A 16720-nucleotide genomic window follows, 5' to 3' on the forward strand; every position below is an offset into this window, starting at 1 on the left:
CTTGGTTAGAGGATCTCAGTGGGCTGCCGTCGGGCGAGGCTTACCTTGACTGAGCCTTTCGATGACCAGCTAAAAACCACCGAGATGGGCAGTCAGAGAACCTCCTCGCTAACAACTGAATACAGCGGCGGTGCGACCGACAAGGAAATGACCGGAGGCCTTGCAGTAGAGGCAGGAGCGCGCCCGGAAGAAGGCGGCCAAGACGAAGCGAGCGTTATATCGGAACTGCCGATCAGAGCAGTGAATGCTTCCAACGGCGTATCTGTATTCTGCAGCTACATGAATCATCCGAGCTGGGATCCAACGACAAACATATGCCTCAGCTTTCACTACATCATGGTGAAGTGTGCACCTAGCAGAGTTTCAGCATGGGCGTATCAACTGCGCCTGGCAATCGTTTACTTCCTTGACTTCATGTCTCTATACAACGCAAAACATGCTCTACCACTGCAAATCCACCATATCAAAGACATTACACCTAGTCTATTTAAAAAATTTGCACAGCACCTGAATAAGATCGGAAAAGGGGCCGTTCACGCCTCAAAATTAAAGTCTTGCATCCTAATCGCAGCTAGAGAAACCGGTGTCATCCCAAGCCTCAATTTACCAAATCTGAAAATCAATCGTAATTCCGACACCGAACCTTTATCCGAAGATGGGGTAGCAACGCTAACCAAAGCAACACAGGAGATCGTCGAGTCTCTTCGTGAAATGGTCTCGAGAAGATACGAAATTGATAATGCTGTTCCTTACACGCTCGAAGAGCTACAAGATCACTGGATAGTACGTCTAACCAAGCTAGACATATTTACCTGGTATAAACATCGGCTGTTGAGCAACATGCCTATCGTAAAAGCTCAGCTAATGGCGCGACTAGATAAATGCGCGGATCCCGAAATATCCACACTTTCTAAAAACCCTGATTTTTTAGCGCTATTTGCAGAATTATACAAGAGTTCAGGAGAAGAGGTCGTTGTTCCCCCTGATTACGATCCGCACCCCACCAGCGGCAAGGGATGGTGGAACACCAAACTAGATCCGCATCGTGTGGTCAAAACGTTAATCGGACACGGCTATCCGCTAAAATTCAGCCGAGAATGTCTTGCGATTGATTACAGCAGCGCCACACTATTTAATTATGACAATCTTGATGACGCTGTAAAAATGATAATTCACAAATTATCATATGTTCGCTCAATTTTTAACAAAAAATGGGGCGACACGGAAGGAATGATGCTCTCCATGGATGAACACATGGAGCTTTACTACCCAAACTCCAAAGACATAGCCGGCCTAGTATTATTCATGATGCTTCAAGCTGGCTGGAACAAAGAGACTGTAGTTGACATCGACAAAAACAACTTCCTACACGGTCTCACCTCTGCCATTGAAGAAAATATTAAATTGATTTTTGCAGAGAAGAACAGAGGCCAAGGCGCAAAATTACCTTATTTTGCTCCCAAACAGATGCTATCAACGTCAGACAGTGATAACCCGTACTCAACATATAACTTGATATTGTTATCCAAGGAAATTTCAGCTCCGCTTGCCGCCTATGTCGAGCATTTAATAGATCCTCTAAGAAACAAGCCAGTTAACAGTATGTATGCGTTTCTAAGGCCCTTGAATGCTTGGGCTCGCGCAGAGGGCCAAGCAGCAGGCGCGATAGATTACGGCGGGGATTTTGCTTATGCAGTCAATCAACTTTTGTCGTTACACGAAGTCATTGAAAATGGCGCTAGAATTACCAGCGCGAGCAATCTAACAGGCAGGCTTAGGGCGACATGGCTGTACTATAACGCGGAACATACCCCATACGCATTTCTATCACAAATGATGGGGCACGAATCACGTGATACTACGGATGAGTCTTATGATAACTCTCCAGTCGCACGTGCCAAACGTACAAAGCGCCTTCGATCAGCACTGGAACGGATAGTAGAATTACTTCGAGCCAGAAAATTCCAAGGTTTGCTGTGTAAGCAGGCAAGCCAGATAGCCAACTCGGACTTGAGCATAATCCACCTCCCTTATTTTGAAAAGGCGCTGTGGGCTTGTAGTGATCGTCATAAACCAGATTGGCCTGGAGCAGTTAAGTTAGATGAGGGTGTTAAATGCGTAGCACTGGAACACTGTATTTTTTGCAGTAGACTAAGGATCTTGGAAGACTCCCTTCCCTTTTTGATCGAGCGACTTTCCCATATTGGCGAACTTCTTCGGGACAGGGCATATACCGAGTTTGGATCACAACTCGAGGCAGAGCAGGAAGAGATTGAGGTCATCCTAGAGAACTGGAACGATGAATATGCGATTCAAGAAGCAATACGTTATCGTGCAGCAAACTCTCCTCTTTTGCCCCGAGAAATGCGTGATCTAAAACTGATCTTTAAAACCGGTGACTTGAATGAATGACGTAGAATACGCACAGTCTCTCGTGGATGAGTTTGAACTTGACTTACTTGATGCTGCTGAACAAGAGCTAGAAAGTCTTCTACTTGAGACAGAACATAGCTCCCAGGTGCATCGAAGTGAGCTGCTCGACAAGCTTTCCTCAAGTGGGGGAAACTTTCCTGTTACCCCGTCATCCTTCTATCTGGATACAGCTTGGAAGCTTGATACTCATCGCTTCTCTGACGTAATCTCCATCCGTTTCGAGCACGTGGTTCCCGGTGCGAACGAACTCAAAAGGGCGCTATCATTCTATCTGCTCCCTGAAAATTCCCTGATGCATGGCATAAACAGCAACAAGTCAACGCTCACGTACTGCAACGACTTCAGTGCTCTTGAGAAACACCTGTTCATAGATACTCATCTTGAGGTGAATACAGCGCACCTTGAACTTATAAGCTCCAAGCTCATCAACGAAGCGCTTGACAGGGCAAAGAACTCAAACATCCCATATCAATATTTCGGACTGTATCGAATCCTGAAACTTTGGATAATTGTTTCTGAAAATGGGCTAATCCCCGAAGAGCTCCGAATAAATGTTCCATTGAACAAGATGGAAAGCCCTGAGCGCAAAGCGGACATGATGAATGTCTTTAAGGGAACATATCAGACCTGGGTTTCTTTTTCAGAGAACGAACTGGCACACCTGATGGAATATGCCCTTTTTTGGATTGAAAAAGCGGCACCAGAACTTGCACTACTGGAACCACACATTGATGCAGTCCTTAAAGCAAATCTGAAAGGAAAGATAACTCGATCAAAAGTCGACGAAGAGCTTGAGAAGAAGTTTCGCGTTGTGGTGGAAGGCCGTACGATTATGGAGCTTAATCGTACAAAAACGAGCCATCAGCGGGCAGGAAACAACTGGTTTTATTCGTGGAAAACCAACTGGTACACCGCACTGGATCATGTCAGAAATGCCGTATTCATAATGATTGCCTTGATTAGTGGGGCACGGGCTTCCGAGCTTGCCCCATTAAGCATTAACGACATCACCAACGATAATGCAGAAGGCACAGGGAATTTCTGGCTACGTATTGTACGTTTTAAAACCGCAAATGACCCTAACTACAACGGTGAAATCGAGCATTTGCCTTTACCAGAATTTGTTGCACAAAGCGCTATAGCGTACAGCAAGCTTCGCAACATAGGCCGGAAGAGTCAGCGACACTGGTTGTTTCGCAGTAATGCAAGTACGAAAATGCCAAATGAAATTCAGCAGTTTACCCCGCAGATCCTTAAACACGTTATTACTCAGCTTAGCGAACTGCTACCCATTGAGCGCTTGCACGTTCACAGGTTCAGGAAAACCATTGCGGAAATTTTGATCAATCAGGACGAACGCAATATCGACTTAATCCGAGCGCTTTTCGGCCATAAAACCTTCAAGATGACGATGCAATATATTGCCCGCAATCCGGCCATGGTTCGGACAGTGGCGATGACTATAGAACACTCGTTTACCGAAGAGCTCAAAGAAATTATTACCGCCATCCGTGAGGGTTCATATTCCGGTCAAACAGCGATTCGAATATCAGAGCAAATGGCGGCGAAGCCCGACGATTTTGAAGGCCGACGTATCCCGCTGTCAGTTTTCGATTACGTGTCCAACCTCTTGGCGGGTGGAAAGCCACTATTCATCAAACGGACGGCTGTCGGTACCTATTGCGTGACTGCTGAGCAGTTTCGTCAAGACAACCTCCCTCCATGCATCAAAGGTCGTGATTTCGGCGACGCTATCCCGAAGCCTGATCCATCAAACTGCCATTATGAATGCAGAAAAATCGTAGTTGTAGGCAAGGCGCGAACTGCACTAACGGACAATATCAAATTCTACCAAAGGATTCTGGACAACGATGCTGTCACATTGCCTGATCGCACCAGGAATGAAATTATTCGCAAGATCAAATCATACCGTTTTCACCTGGACAATCTGACGCTGAGCACTTTCCATACCCACCACCCTGATTTTGATGATACGCAACAACAGCGCATGGAAAAACAGGGTACTCTCATTTCGCTAGCTGAGGTTTGATATGAGCTCAGAAACCCGCAACCGCCTGATTAAAATCATAGTAGATCATTACTATTCGGCTGCAGGAAAAAAATTGCACGTTGGAAAAATCGCAGATGAAGCAGGAATAAGCCGTCAATCGTTACAAAGATACTACAGCGACTTAGTAGAATATATAAAAGGCAATAGAAATATCAATGACCTGTTGCTTGGCCACGAACCTAGTGCTGTGACGCAACTTCTTCTAAACGCTCAGAAACGCGCCACCGACCTAGAGTTAAGCCTGCAAAATATTCAAAAAAAACATGAAGCCGAACTAATTGCCGTCCGCGAACACCACATAACCTCGCTAATGCAGAGTGATCTTATTAGCTTTGACAACAGCAATATTAACATCACCCTTGAAAAACAAAGCAGTCTTATCAGCAGCTATACAGCACAGATAAATGAGCTCAAAGCACAGCTAACTAATTCTACAATTAAAAGAACCGAATACGATTTAAAATTATTAAATGGATCCAGGATCATACTCGACCTTGATCTAAAATCAGCGTACGCCACCTACAAAAAAAACAAAGACTACAGATCCTATTCGGAATCCAAGCACGAAAAAATTCAGAGTCAGTTTGTTAAGCTCAACGACCTTGCCGGCAGAAGCACTCACCTAATTATATTCATTGATAAATTTTTGTGTGACCTTCCTTACTTTTTAGAAAGACTTCCTCCAAACTCATCAGACGAAATAGTCTTGAGACTTCCAATATTCGATACTGCAGACCTCAAGAACCACCTTCGAAAGATACCAAAAAGTTTTCGAACATCTATATATGTTCCTGAATGCAGGACGATTGCCGATGCCGTTGCGCAGCGAAAGTTTCGAGCATCGAGCACTCCTTTAGAAGAGCTTGAACATGCTGAAAAAGCTGATTACGTGCACCTCTCCAAGGGTGTGGATCGTGTCATTTACTTCAGCGTGGATAATGGAAAATAGCATGATCATCATCACAAAAAAATATGTTTCCTATGTTAATCCAGATTCCAACAGAGAAGCATCACACTTTATTCTAATTCACGAGACCACAAAGCACAGCACTTTATTGAGCCATGCAAATCTATTCTTACAATCTCAAACTAGGCAATCTAAAAAAACTTCATCCAGGTACGCTAGCATTATCTCGATGTTTTATAGGTATCTTTCTACTCTTGAGGAATTCCAAGGCTTCCCCCCTAGTGAGTACCATTTCCACGTGCAAAATAAAAATGTGAAGCGGTGGCAGACTTTCCGTGAGATCAAGCGTAAGTCTAAAGAGTCTATACGACCGTCCTCCAAGACTATTTTTGATGAAGCTAAGCTATTGATGAATTATTTTCGCTGGCTGACTGAAAACAACTTTTACACTGGCGTCAACGTTCTATTGAAGAACTGGATCCCTCCGTTCAAGAGTGCGAGATACCAGGAATATGTCTCCTACAAAGCGATCAGAGTATTCGATTCAACCAGCATTCGCGTCTTGGACAAAGAAAACCGCCAAGCGTCGATAAGTGACCAACTGATCACTCCATATGAAATCAAACAACTGATGGAGAACTACTCAGATCCGGTTTACGCGGCGCTATTTCATTTTGCATTAGATACCGCAATGCGCCCCATGGACTTATGTCGCTTCCCCTACTTCGGCAATGGTGACAACAGTCATATCATGCCGTATTCCTCAATGACATTTGAGGAATCGACCGTTAACTACGCAGTAAGCAATAGCAAAGGCAACAAATCCAGAGACATTCTCATTCACAGAGACGCCCTGCAGGCATTGGAAGAAAACTATATCAAACCCTACTATGCAGAGCGTGCCAAAAAATATCGTAAGCGCTACGGCACCAAACCTCCGCTTTCGGTTTTATTTCTCAACAAGGATGGTCGTCCTGTCACACCCGATACTATTTCAGGTCGTACAGTTGCGGCCAAGAAAAAAGCGATGGCTAACAATAGCAACCTAAGAAAGAACATTCGATTCTACGACAGCCGAAACTGGTGGCCGACCCAATATATTATTAGATCATTCGGAGACGATTTATTGAAATCCAATGAAATACTGTTTAACTATGCTGTCGCTCAAGTTCTGCAAAGGCAAATGGGACACACTTTTTTGAAGACAACATTTGATCACTACATAGGTATGGCACGAGTCATCCTATCGATGCATCAAGGACGTAAGATGGAGATCTTCAACGCCTCTGATTTCTCCGCTACAGCGTTTATGAGCGCATTCAAAGGCAAAGGGCTCGATACGTGAATTTCGGCTGTCCCAACCTTGGGCGTGAGGTTGAATTCAATTCGCTGGCTGCCTTAATTTAATCTCGCGCTCTAGGCCGTCTTCGGTTTTGATGGTTCCAGCTTCACCAACTGTTAGCTAGCGTTGCTAGCGCGGGAACGTCAGTTGCACATGGCAAATAGCTACTCCGCGTGAACAATGTGCGGCGCGTCACGTGATCAATAATCATAAGGTTGTCCGCAGTCAACACGTCACCCATGCATTTCACCTCCGAGAAAGCTATCAGCTCTTGCGGAGCCTCGAGAGAAAAATCGCTCCATCCAGCTCAAGCTTTGCCAAAAAGCACCGTTTTCAGCAGTATGTAAACGGTGAGATATCTATACCAATTTGGCAGATGGATGACCTTGACGTCTAGATCATCGTATGCCGAATGGATTTATGCTTTCCCGCAAACGTGAATGCAAGAGCGTGGTGCTTAGTGCACGTACCTGTTACTCCGTCCGGAATCTCTGACTGCATTACCTGGGCCAAGGGGATGGATCAGCTGGTCAGAAAAAACAATCGCATCGTTGTTGACCTCTCAGATCATAAACTTTCCGAGACTGCCCGTGATGGTTAGCGCAGCAGCTACGGGAAAGCCCGAAATCAATAACCAGTTATGCGCGCCGGTGAGTTTGACGCGATGCCGTCTATAGCATATCGACTCGCTAAAGTTGCTGCTGGAGACGGTGTTTTCGGTATCTCGCGTTACCCTGTTAGCGCTCCTGATGTCGTAGCTGGTCATGCTCTGTTGAGTGGTGCCAAGGGGGTGCTGATTGGCGAGGATGGGGCACCGATTCAATACACGACAGAGGCGACCATGGCGAAGGTATCTGGACGTGTATTCGGTGGCGCACCAGATGCATGCAGCGAGCTCAATAAACGGGACTGGAGCAAGGTGTTTGAGTAATGCTGACTGCATGCAAAATTCAGTCAGACGGCTTATTCATACAAACCCGCTTTGGCACGCCCTTCGGGCCAGCTGTCGTGAATCAAGCCAGCCATTTTCAATGGCTCTCTTGCCCCTCCGGGCTTCCATCTTCGTGTCTGCGCGCTCCGCTTGCCTGACGTGACAGTCCAATAACACATCAGTCCAAGCTGCCGCATTTGGGCAAACATGTTTTTTCTTCAAAAAAAAATCGCTTCAGGCTCAAGGTTTTCCGAAACCAACCGTTTGTGATGGATAAGTACCTTTTTTGAGCGATGGCTTTGACCCTCTCTACACATGACTTCGCACAGCGCCTGAGCGGCGCCTTTTCGTTCCCCTGCACGATTCTCGGCAACCGCCAGCGGCGCACATGGGAGCGGCTGATCAGCCACATCAAATCGTCAACCTGCACATCCGAATTCGACAAAGCGGCAGCCTACGCCGAGGGCTATGCACAAGCCTTGGCCGACAGCGGCCAGATCAATATCTCCACAGATCGGGATCTGCTGATCATTGCTACGGTCGACGCCTGGCGATGCGCCCGTACTTACCCGAATATTTCGACCAACCTGAGCCTACCAGGAAAACCATGACTTCCATTTTTAAACGCTACGCCGACGGCGGAGCATCAGACCTGCACATCCATATGCCGCAGCGTCTTCTGGCTACAACCGTCAGTCATTGCCCCCTCGAGGTCTTAGTCGGCCATTGGGAAAAGTATCTGGTAGACCCCTCCTCCGTGCGTGAGCAGTTTCCGTGGGCGGCGCGATTCGTTATGGGCATGCCTGTTCCATCGTGGGCGCGTGGGTTGGAGTGGAACCTCGGTCAGAAGTCTCGCTTCATCTCTGCAGTATGGTCGGGTGGGGATCTGGGAAGCTACCTCACGAATGACTGGTACGAATCAGAAAGCGGTGGCAAGGCATTGGCCGAAAACAGTGAAATATTGATTGATGGCCAGCAACGTCTGAACAGCCTGGAGGAGTATCTCTTCGACCGGCTGGCTGTTCCTGATGCACAAGGGCAAGCGAGGATCTGGTCTGAGCTTGGCAACGGCGAAAGGAGACGGTTTCTGTCGACGATCTTTACCCATGTCAGGGTGTCGTCTGGTGACGAGGTGGCATTGCGCGAGACATACGACCTTTGCGCGCTGGGCGTTGTGCCTCGGTCATTTGAACAGCGCGCCTTGCGGTAGTCTTCGACGCTGCAGTTGTCGTGGCATGCCCTAGCAGGGACGGCTGTCGTTAACCAAGCCCTGTCTACGACAGGTCGTGGCCCTTCGGGCTTCCATCCTCATGCCCTTCGACCCTCCTGATCTGCGCGCTCCGCTTGCATAATGATCAAAGTCACCACCTAGCTTGGACATTCCCTGCGGCTACCACATACTAGCTTCCATCCATCGTGGAGTGAGGCTAGGCGAAATGGCATGGTCATTTTGGAAGGACAAACGCCCTGAGTGGATTCAGGCGGAAGAGCGAGCGTTCATAAAGGCAGCCAACGCCCTGAAAACATTGCAGGTAACTCCTCGTGGCGGAATGAGGATTGATCCTGAAGAAATCAGAGATCAAATCCTCGCCGCACGAGAACTGTACAAAGATTTGGTTGAGAAATAGTGATGCTGAATGTCCTACTGACTTGTGGCTGAATCTGCCCCGTTTCACGAGACACGCGCTAACCTAACGAACGAGATACGGCAGTAATCGAAAGGTTACGTTTTCGACACCGGGCACCTGCTTCACTACTGAACGCTCGCTATGCTTAAACGGCTGAATGCCCTCATCAGTCTAGTACGTCGTAAATACTTAGGGTTTCCAAGCACCATATCCTGCGTCGAGTAAGACTACTCGAGAGTGCAGCTTTGGAAGCTGCTGGCTAACTTCAAGGAGCTTCTCTTGCAACCAGGATGCATCCTGGGCAGAAAACGAGTAGCCCATCGCTCCGAACTCTAGCTCGAAGCCCCCTTCCTCTATGGTTCGAACAGCAACGAAGGCACCTGCGTCGATCGCATCGCCAAGAAGCTCAGGGCTTGCATTCTCAATATGTAAAACACCCGTTGCGCTGAACTGCCAAGCGCCACACGACAACAGATACTTCCTAGTAAGTAAGCCTTCGTTACTTACTGCAGCCGTCGTGTGCTCCACATCCGTTTGCTCTGAGATTGCCAGAGCTTCGGAAAGGCAAAAGGCAATATCTGCCGCTACTTCCGCGCCGACATTGATCCCTTCGAATTCAAACTCAATTCTCGCGCCTCTCCTGTCAGTGCTTGCGACACGGCATTCATATCGCTCATGGAACTCCCGACCTCGCCAGCACAGGAAGTCTCGCTTGAATTCCACTACGACAGCGTGATCTGCATTTGATGCACTCATTGATAACTCCTTACGTTCTTCTTAGATTCTGCTTCTAGTCGTTCTATCCGTGCGAGCAAATAGCCTCCAACGCATAAATGCTCGATTAGCCAGGATGCTTCGTCAAAGCTGAAGGTGTACACCCAGTCCTCGATACCCAAAAATGGAAGGCAAAGCTCATCATTGAACCCTACGAATAGCTTGTAGGAATCACGCGTACCGGGATATCGGAAAGATCCAGACGCACCAAGGTGCATATTGTCCGAGTTGTAGCCATAGCCGTGCAGTTGGTCGCACGGGGCGGCTGGGGTAGTTGATAAAATCATTTGGTAAAAAATCTTGCAATAATTCACCTTCAGCGCTCGCCCCACTTTAGGTTTGTTACCCACCTGCTCATAGCTGGCTTGCACCAAGGTTGCGAGGCTGTCCGCCAGCTCCCCACATTGCTGCGCTGTGAAGCAGTAATCAGAGCCATCGAGAGTGCACGTCACAACATTGTTCGTTAGTTCAACCGAGGCAGTAAACGGCCTTTCCTCGATGAAGGCACGACATATCATCAAACGCTCAGCTTTAAAGAGCGTACTCATCGACAAATCAACTGTCTTAACCATATACCTTCACCATTGCAGCTAAATACAAACATAAACGGTTTGTCGTTCAAAAAACTTTAGCGGACATGAAAATTAATTATGACAACTTTGCCGCGATGACATGAATGTTCGTGGAGTTGTCTGTGCGCGCCCTTCGGGACGGCTGTCGTGAACCGAGCCGCTCGCCGCGTCTCAGCCCGGGGGCTTCCATCCTCGCGCCTCGGCCTGAGGGGCGTGCGCGCTTCGCTTGCCAGTTGCATCTGACTCCGGTGTAGGAAAGTTTCAACTTAGAAGAATCAGTGTGGCCGCCGGCCGAATCCGCCTTCACCACGGAGCTGCTCTTCTACGAACTCGATCGACGAATCCAGCTCGCACTGTATCTCTTCGAAGACTGAGTCGAGTCCAGGATGACTGCCTGATGCGCGTAGCTCAGCCACCAACCGAGAAAGCTCTCGCCCCATGGCCATAGGCATCTGGACATTACAGTAGACGGTGTCCTTGGTGTCTCGAGTCATAGAGCCTCCTGTTTGCTCCCGATGATAGCTCACCGTAATGGGAAGTCGTATTCGTGGGGACTGGGGCGCCCAAGGTACGGCTGTCATGCACCAAGCCGCCTGACGGCGTCTCGGCCCTGCGGGTTTCCATCCTCGCCTCTACGGCTATGCCTGCGCGCTCCGCTTGCCGATTGGATCAGATACCACACCACCGTTGCTGATGAGCTTGTAACGCTGGACTTAGAGACCCTTGACGATGGAAGATGGCCTTACGCCATTGGGATCGCAAGAGGCATTCCTTGGTAAATCCAACTGTTTACGCAAGGTCTGCACAGTGATCAGAGCAATGATGTCCCTCGACTTAAAGAATGCCTCGACAGCCGAGCGGAATGACTTCGACGCCAGACTCAAGGAACGGGGATGGGTCAAACTAAGCGGTGTCGATACTGTATGGTGTGGCCGATTTGGCCAAATTGCTAACAATGCGGATGGGATCAAGGAGGTTCGTAACCACATTGCGCGGGCAGTGAAGGATGCTGCAGCAGTAGGCAAAGTTGAGCAGGTTAAGTACGTCGCACAGATTTCAAACGAGGCTGCGATCGGCCGGATCGTCTGGAAAAAAGGAGGCGAGTACGCACATCGCCATTACGATCCCTACACCGCCGAAGTTGAATAACGAGCGCGTTAACCAATGAATTCACAAGCTGACGCTTCGCGTCCGACTCGCACTCATCACCGTCAGCATCCTGGTATGAAAAATTTTGAGAAGTACGCTGAGCGTATGAAGCTCAATGACGTGAACTCTGTGGCGCGTCGGCAGATGTGGCCGGCCATGGTGAAGCGGATCCAAGCAGTCTTTGATGAGATTGAAAACTCACCGCTTGCCAGTCATTTCGGCTCTTTCTTCCTGCACCCAGTCGTTCCAGACGCTTACCGGCATCTGCCTGAAGGCCGATATCTTGCCCAATTGCAGTTGACGTGTGGGTTCCGGCTGTTAGGCCTCGATACGCTGGAAAAAGGCGACGAGCACCCCCAAGGCGTCGCCAAAACGCTCCTCGAAAAAGACGCTGCCATGTGGTTCAACCAATCTCCCTCGGGAGCTGTCACGGTTTTCATGGCACCCTATCGTTCAGCAGTGCTGAAAATGAACGAAGAGAACATCATTCTGGGGCTGTACGCGGGCCCTGAGAAGCTGACCGACAAGCTGATCCGGGAGCTGTTCTCCACGTTCTTCAGGTATCTCTCCATTACGAGCGCTCACCACCAGCAGAGCGTGATGGATTACGGCTGGAGGCTGTGGCTGATTTACAAAGATGCCAGGACGAAAAAACACGAAGGGTTCGTCAAAACGCTAGAACGACTTCTCATGGCTGCGGGCGCAGCAGCATGTATTTGGGTGATATTCCCCTCCACTACGGGCTCTGGGGCTAACACAAGCATCGCGCCAGCGCAGCACTCATCCGCCGAGGTGGCCCCGCATAGCGGTCGAGAATTAACTCAGCCTGAACGCTTCTGTGCAGGCACCTGGTTGGAACTTGCGCAGCCTCGGCAGGAGGATGCCCCACCCTGCTCTCCCACTACGCCCACTCGGATTCCCTATCGATGAGCTCACCTTGCAATTCAAGAGGCTCGCGCCCGCATGCCGCCAGTTCCTCACAGGGGGGTGTATAGCTGAGCCCAAGGTATGGAAGGTTTGGATAGCTTGAGGTTACCGGTCTTCGAGAGGATCCTCAGCTGTGCGTGCTTCAGGTGATAATTTTCCCAGGATATGCGCAGGTTCGCGTCCTCCAGAAAGGCGACCACACCATCACGCGATCCCACGACCACGCCAAGCGGATTGATTTGGTTTGCCTGACAAAAACTGAAGAGCAGCTGATCAAAAGTGTTGGGGGCGAGGTGATCTACGGCCACGTTATGTCGCCCCAGTGATTCTCCTGTCACCGGACACGAAGTAGCACCGACCAACCCTTGGTCTCGGAAAAGTCGGATCTGTTCTGTGATTGCTGTGCGAGCTCCTGCGCGAAAGTCGAGAAGCTTTTGGGGCTGACGCTCTTTTGCTCGAGTGCTAGGGATGAGCTTCACCGCGTGCGTGAAGCCAATGTCAATTTCCGTATCGCAATGCCGGCGGAGCATAAAGCAGCGAGTACCGTGAGATGTCATCTGGGTGGTGATGCACTTGACGCCCTCTCCGGCTTTCTCCGCCCATTCATCGTGGTGCTGGAAAAGTCCGTACAGAAAATCAGAATCAGTGTCACTCACCAACGTGCTGTCAGGCGTCCTAGCCAGAATCTCTCGGCAGCGATCTTTGACTCCGTCCTTCGTTGCAAACCATTCATCATTGATCAGATATGGCACCGTCTGCCCTCAGGTAATGTCTCTCGCAAGTTATTCCAGCCCATCTCCATCTACACCGCAGCTGGATCGTTGGCGATTTGTCCGCCACTAGGTAAGGGCACTCGCCCCATCGGGAGCAGATTGACACAGCTGACCGAATCCAAAATAGTGGCACGATGACAGCTCATGCTCGCGCTCCGCCTGCTCGGGCGTCGTGACCGCAATGTGTCTCCCATCTGCCTACTAGGATGTAAATATGCAGACTGAACCAACGCCTCTTTCCTCTGGATCTCGCTGGCTTCGATGGGATCCCCACGTACACGCACCAGGCACGTTGTTCAACGATCAGTTCAGAGGTGATTGGGACGGATATCTAAAAGCCCTAGAAGACGCCCTTCCCGCCATCAGCGCGATCGCGGTGACGGATTATTACCTGCTTGATACCTACAGACAGCTAGTTGAGCACAAGCAAGCGGGTAGGCTTGCAAGCTGCGAACTTCTCTTTCCTAATGTCGAAATTCGCTTCGATGTAGGAACTGCAAAATCCTGGATCAACGCCCACCTATTGGTGTGTCCCGATGAAGAAAATCACCTAGAAGAGCTTGAGCGCTTTCTTGCCTCGCTTACTTTCAAGGCTTTCGACGACGAGTTCAGGTGCACCCCAAGCGATTTGAGAAGGCTTGGAAGGCGAGCGAACCCTGACATCCAAGATGACCAAGCGGCCCTGCGCCATGGTGCTGAGCGCTTCAAGGTTTCGTTTCAGGAGCTGAAGGATAAGCATAAAAACAGCCAGTGGGCACAAACCAACCTCATCATCGCAGTCGCGGCAAAAGAGAATGACGGTACCTCCGCACTGAAAGAAGGTGCAGATGAAGTGTTGCGGCAGGAAATTGAGCGGTTCGCGCATGTCATTTTTGCCTCCAATCCGAACCAAAGGGATTTTTGGCTTGGTAGAAAAGCTTTATCCGCGGAGAGCTTGGTTGAGCGGTACAACGGCCTGAAGCCGTGCTTGCATGGCAGCGATGCCCATCAAACTGCCAAGACTGGGGCGCCTGATGGGAAGAGATTTAGCTGGCTCAAGGGAAGCCCTACCTTCGATACGCTTCGTCAGGCTTGTATCGACCCGGCAGGCAGGGCTTTCATTGGAGAGGAACCACCGCCTTACGGAAATGCTTCCGAGGTCATCTCCCAAGTCGATATAACCAATGCACCATGGCTCAAGACACCATCCCTGGCTCTGAACCCGGGCCTGATTGCCGTGGTAGGCGCAAGAGGCTCAGGAAAGACCGCTCTGGCTGACATCTTGGCGGCAGGCTGTGACGCAAGGGGCAACGCAATTACAGGGCACTCGTTCTTGGTGAGAGCCCAAGACCACCTACAAAATGCTGAAGTGAATATCACCTGGTGCAACGGTGACACGCAGGCCAGCCCGCTCAACCAGACGACTGACGATGAGTTCGTGTACCCAAGAGCTCGGTATCTGTCGCAGCAGTTCGTGGAAGAGCTTTGCTCAGCTGATGGTATGACGGACGGCCTCCTGGCAGAGGTCGAGCGGGTAATTTACGAGTCGCACTCCCCCACCGAGCGTGAGGGTGCCATCAGCTTCAATGACCTGAGAGACATCCGTTCTGAGCGATATCGAGAGGCTAGGCGGCGGGAGGAAGAATCACTCGGCAGTCTGTCAGAGAGAATCAACACCGAACTCGAAAAACGCAGCCTCGTGCCCCAGCTGACTACGCAGGTGCTGGAAAAAGATTCGCTGGTCAAACGGCTAACCGAAGACAGAAGTAAGCTTGTCGCGAAGGGCTCAGAGGTCAGGCTGTCCAGACTGCAGTTGCTGACCGCCGCCTCAGAAAAGGTTGCCGGCTATGTGAGGTATTACAAAGCCCAAGAGCAGCAGATTCTTCTGATGCAGGATGAGGTCAACAATGTTCGCCAAGTCGTGGCGCCCAGTGATCTTAGAGACATCCAAGCACGCCATACCAAAAGTGGTCTGGGGAATGATGAGTGGAGTGCTTTTTTCAGGGACTACGAAGGCGACGTCGGAGCCATCCTATCAAAGATGCTACTCAAGGCTCAAAAGAGCAGAGACGCATGGATAGGAACCCCACCGGCTCCGAACGAAGACGCTCAACAGCCGCTTATCGCTGAAGGCGCCAAGCTTGAAGAATGCAATCTCTCGTTGCTGCTGGCAGAAATTGATCGACTCCAGCAGTTGGTCAGCATCGACAAAGACACCGCAAAGCGATTCAAAGAGCTTTCAATAAAAATCACAACGGAAACTGAGCTATTGCGGGCAAGCAGGGAGAAGCTAAACGACCATGTGGGGGCCTCCCAGCGTCTCGAAGTTCTGGTAGGTGAACGTTGTGAGTCATACAAGCGGGTTTTCTCTGCCCTGATAGCTGAGGAGCAAGTCCTTCAGGAGCTCTACTCACCCATCAAACAGCGATTGGAAAGTGCCCAAGGGACTCTCAATAAACTTTCGTTTTCAATAGCCAGAACTGTCGACATTGAAGCTTGGGCAGCCGAGGGCGAGTCGTTGCTCAACCTATCGAAAAAGGGCCCTTTCAGAGGCCGGGGAAGCTTGCGCGAGAAAGTGCTCGAGTCTTTGAATACTCCTTGGCTCTATGGAGATGACGAGTGCGTGCTTCTCGCGCTGAGAGATTTTATTAAAAACTATCAGGAGCAGCTAGTTGAGCACGCGCCGGTAGCCACATCGGATATTGCGGAGTATCGACGGTGGACTAAACGCTTGGCTCAATGGCTCTACGGCACCGACCATATTTCTGTACGTTACGCCATAAATTACGACGGCGTCGAAATCCAGAAGCTCTCTCCTGGCACCAGAGGAATTGTGCTGTTGCTTCTTTACCTTTCGCTTGATGCGAAAGACAGCCGGCCACTGATCATTGATCAGCCAGAAGAAAACCTCGACCCCAAGTCAATTTACAATGATCTCGTCCCACTGTTCATGGCCGCCAAGTCGACTCGACAAGTCATTATGGTGACCCACAATGCCAACCTCGTCGTGAACACGGATGCCGACCAAATCATCATCGCCGAATGCGGCCCTCATGGTAACGGGCAGTTGCCTCCTATCACCTACTTATCGGGCGGACTGGAGGACAGGTTGATCCGTGAGCGGGTATGCGAGATTCTCGAAGGTGGTGAGACCGCGTTTAAGGAGCGTGCTCGTCGACTGCGAGTCCGGCTTTCACGGTAATTTCTAGGATCGCCGCTTGATATGGTGTTCTA

General features: G+C 49.8%; 14 protein-coding genes. 10 read left to right on the top strand and 4 right to left on the bottom strand.

The genetic code is table 11. The features are described from left to right. Positions 1–45 precede the first annotated feature (45 nt). The 7 genes from CRN80_RS00355 to CRN80_RS00385 all read left to right on the top strand — a co-directional run bounded on the left by CRN80_RS00355 (position 46) and on the right by CRN80_RS00385 (position 9312). On the top strand, positions 46–2412 hold the full coding sequence (locus tag CRN80_RS00355; protein WP_138183471.1) for a hypothetical protein: 2367 nt from the start codon (positions 46–48) through the stop codon (positions 2410–2412). Then, positions 2405–4483 (top strand): tyrosine-type recombinase/integrase, encoded by a 2079-nt coding sequence (locus tag CRN80_RS00360; protein ID WP_098949279.1) that lies wholly within the window; start codon positions 2405–2407, stop codon positions 4481–4483. The genes CRN80_RS00355 and CRN80_RS00360 overlap by 8 nt, the downstream gene beginning before the upstream one ends. A 1-nt stretch (position 4484) precedes the next feature. Beyond that, a complete protein-coding gene (locus CRN80_RS30285) occupies positions 4485–5453 on the top strand; it encodes a hypothetical protein (RefSeq protein ID WP_138183472.1) in 969 nt (322 codons plus the stop codon). A 1-nt stretch (position 5454) separates the two neighbouring features. After that, complete coding sequence (locus CRN80_RS00365; protein WP_178081005.1) at positions 5455–6756, top strand: tyrosine-type recombinase/integrase; 1302 nt, start codon at positions 5455–5457, stop codon at positions 6754–6756. A gap of 1221 nt (positions 6757–7977) precedes the next feature. Then, a complete protein-coding gene (locus CRN80_RS00375) occupies positions 7978–8295 on the top strand; it encodes a hypothetical protein (protein WP_256588632.1) in 318 nt (105 codons plus the stop codon). Then, positions 8292–8894, top strand: a complete 603-nt coding sequence (locus CRN80_RS00380) for a DUF262 domain-containing protein (RefSeq protein ID WP_098949281.1) — start codon at positions 8292–8294, stop codon at positions 8892–8894. The genes CRN80_RS00375 and CRN80_RS00380 overlap by 4 nt, the downstream gene beginning before the upstream one ends. A gap of 226 nt (positions 8895–9120) precedes the next feature. Continuing rightward, positions 9121–9312: a hypothetical protein gene (locus CRN80_RS00385; protein WP_098949282.1), complete on the top strand. Its 192-nt coding sequence runs from the start codon at positions 9121–9123 to the stop codon at positions 9310–9312. 189 nt (positions 9313–9501) lie between these two features. On the opposite strand, the gene CRN80_RS00390 is transcribed toward CRN80_RS00385, so the two are convergent. The 3 genes from CRN80_RS00390 to CRN80_RS31375 all read right to left on the bottom strand — a co-directional run bounded on the left by CRN80_RS00390 (position 9502) and on the right by CRN80_RS31375 (position 11152). Further along, complete coding sequence (locus CRN80_RS00390) at positions 9502–10068, bottom strand: hypothetical protein (protein ID WP_098949283.1); 567 nt, start codon at positions 10066–10068, stop codon at positions 9502–9504. Then, positions 10065–10658 (bottom strand): hypothetical protein, encoded by a 594-nt coding sequence (locus CRN80_RS00395; RefSeq protein WP_098949284.1) that lies wholly within the window; start codon positions 10656–10658, stop codon positions 10065–10067. Before CRN80_RS00395 ends, CRN80_RS00390 begins: the two co-directional genes overlap by 4 nt. Before the next feature lie 275 nt (positions 10659–10933). Further along, positions 10934–11152: a hypothetical protein gene (locus CRN80_RS31375; RefSeq protein ID WP_098949285.1), complete on the bottom strand. Its 219-nt coding sequence runs from the start codon at positions 11150–11152 to the stop codon at positions 10934–10936. Between the two features lie 229 nt (positions 11153–11381). On the opposite strand from CRN80_RS31375, the gene CRN80_RS00405 reads away from it, so the two are divergent. Next, entirely contained in the window at positions 11382–11807 is a 426-nt protein-coding gene (locus tag CRN80_RS00405) for a hypothetical protein (protein ID WP_138183473.1), read from the top strand. 75 nt (positions 11808–11882) lie between these two features. Further along, the gene (locus CRN80_RS00410; RefSeq protein WP_098949287.1) at positions 11883–12737 is read left to right on the top strand and encodes a hypothetical protein; all 855 of its coding nucleotides are present in this window, start codon (positions 11883–11885) and stop codon (positions 12735–12737) included. A gap of 47 nt (positions 12738–12784) precedes the next feature. On the opposite strand, the gene CRN80_RS00415 is transcribed toward CRN80_RS00410, so the two are convergent. Continuing rightward, the gene (locus CRN80_RS00415) at positions 12785–13486 is read right to left on the bottom strand and encodes a DUF3223 domain-containing protein (RefSeq protein WP_098949288.1); all 702 of its coding nucleotides are present in this window, start codon (positions 13484–13486) and stop codon (positions 12785–12787) included. Between the two features lie 235 nt (positions 13487–13721). Here CRN80_RS00415 and CRN80_RS00420 point away from each other — a divergent pair, with 235 nt between their 5' ends. Next, on the top strand, positions 13722–16688 hold the full coding sequence (locus tag CRN80_RS00420) for a TrlF family AAA-like ATPase (RefSeq protein WP_098949289.1): 2967 nt from the start codon (positions 13722–13724) through the stop codon (positions 16686–16688). Positions 16689–16720 lie beyond the last annotated feature (32 nt).

Source organism: Pseudomonas sp. FDAARGOS_380 (genome assembly GCF_002591235.1).
GTDB lineage: Bacteria > Pseudomonadota > Gammaproteobacteria > Pseudomonadales > Pseudomonadaceae > Aquipseudomonas > Aquipseudomonas salmasensis.

Coding starts and splice junctions, on each gene's coding strand:
- CRN80_RS00360 (WP_098949279.1), top strand. CDS start 2,405: ATGAATGACGTAGAATACGCACAGTCTCTCGTGGATGAGTTTGAACTT.
- CRN80_RS30285 (WP_138183472.1), top strand. CDS start 4,485: ATGAGCTCAGAAACCCGCAACCGCCTGATTAAAATCATAGTAGATCAT.
- CRN80_RS00365 (WP_178081005.1), top strand. CDS start 5,455: ATGATCATCATCACAAAAAAATATGTTTCCTATGTTAATCCAGATTCC.
- CRN80_RS00375 (WP_256588632.1), top strand. CDS start 7,978: ATGGCTTTGACCCTCTCTACACATGACTTCGCACAGCGCCTGAGCGGC.
- CRN80_RS00380 (WP_098949281.1), top strand. CDS start 8,292: ATGACTTCCATTTTTAAACGCTACGCCGACGGCGGAGCATCAGACCTG.
- CRN80_RS00385 (WP_098949282.1), top strand. CDS start 9,121: ATGGCATGGTCATTTTGGAAGGACAAACGCCCTGAGTGGATTCAGGCG.
- CRN80_RS00390 (WP_098949283.1), bottom strand. CDS start 10,068: ATGAGTGCATCAAATGCAGATCACGCTGTCGTAGTGGAATTCAAGCGA.
- CRN80_RS00395 (WP_098949284.1), bottom strand. CDS start 10,658: ATGGTTAAGACAGTTGATTTGTCGATGAGTACGCTCTTTAAAGCTGAG.
- CRN80_RS31375 (WP_098949285.1), bottom strand. CDS start 11,152: ATGACTCGAGACACCAAGGACACCGTCTACTGTAATGTCCAGATGCCT.
- CRN80_RS00410 (WP_098949287.1), top strand. CDS start 11,883: ATGAAAAATTTTGAGAAGTACGCTGAGCGTATGAAGCTCAATGACGTG.
- CRN80_RS00420 (WP_098949289.1), top strand. CDS start 13,722: ATGCAGACTGAACCAACGCCTCTTTCCTCTGGATCTCGCTGGCTTCGA.